This is a genomic window from Acinetobacter sp. ANC_7511, from assembly GCF_056779975.1.
This window is the reverse complement of record NZ_JBWYIY010000050.1, coordinates 1-635: the sequence shown is the minus strand read 5'-3', so window position 1 is coordinate 635 and position 635 is coordinate 1. Positions and strand designations below refer to the sequence as shown.

Genomic DNA, 635 nt, shown 5'->3' with positions numbered 1-635 from the left:
CCTGTCCGTGCGGATGACTTAGGTGCAGTGCCATTAAAAGCGTTAATGGAACGTAACCCTTCTGTGGATTGGAATGTCGTCGATGACGTTTTGTTTGGCTGTGCCAACCAAGCCGGTGAAGATAATCGTAACGTCGGTCGTATGTCGGCGCTTTTAGCAGGTATCCCTTATACAGTACCTGCAACCACAGTCAACCGTTTATGTGGTTCATCACTCGATACCGTAGCAATGGCCGCGCGTGCCATTAAAGCTGGTGAAGCTGACGTGATTGTGGCAGGTGGTGTTGAATCTATGTCACGTGCTCCATTTGTGATGGGTAAATCTGAGAGTGCATTTGGTCGTAGTCAAAAGATTGAAGACACCACCATGGGCTGGCGTTTTATCAACCCGAAGCTTAAAGAAATGTATGGTGTTGAAACCATGCCGCAAACGGCTGAAAACGTGGCTGAACAGTTCAATATTAGCCGTGCTGATCAAGACCAATTTGCTTTAACCAGCCAACTCCGTACGGCTGCAGCGCAAGCACGTGGTTTCTTTGATCAAGAAATCGTGCCTGTGACTATTCCACAGCGTAAAGGTGATGCGGTTGTGGTGGCAAAAGATGAACATCCTCGTGCATCAACCACTTTAGAAGC

1 protein-coding gene is annotated in these 635 nt (G+C 48.0%); it reads left to right on the top strand.

What is annotated here, in order from left to right:
• Positions 1–635, top strand: a 635-nt coding sequence (locus AC1M9L_RS14755) for a thiolase family protein (RefSeq protein ID WP_481590939.1), incomplete at both ends; no start/stop codon positions are given.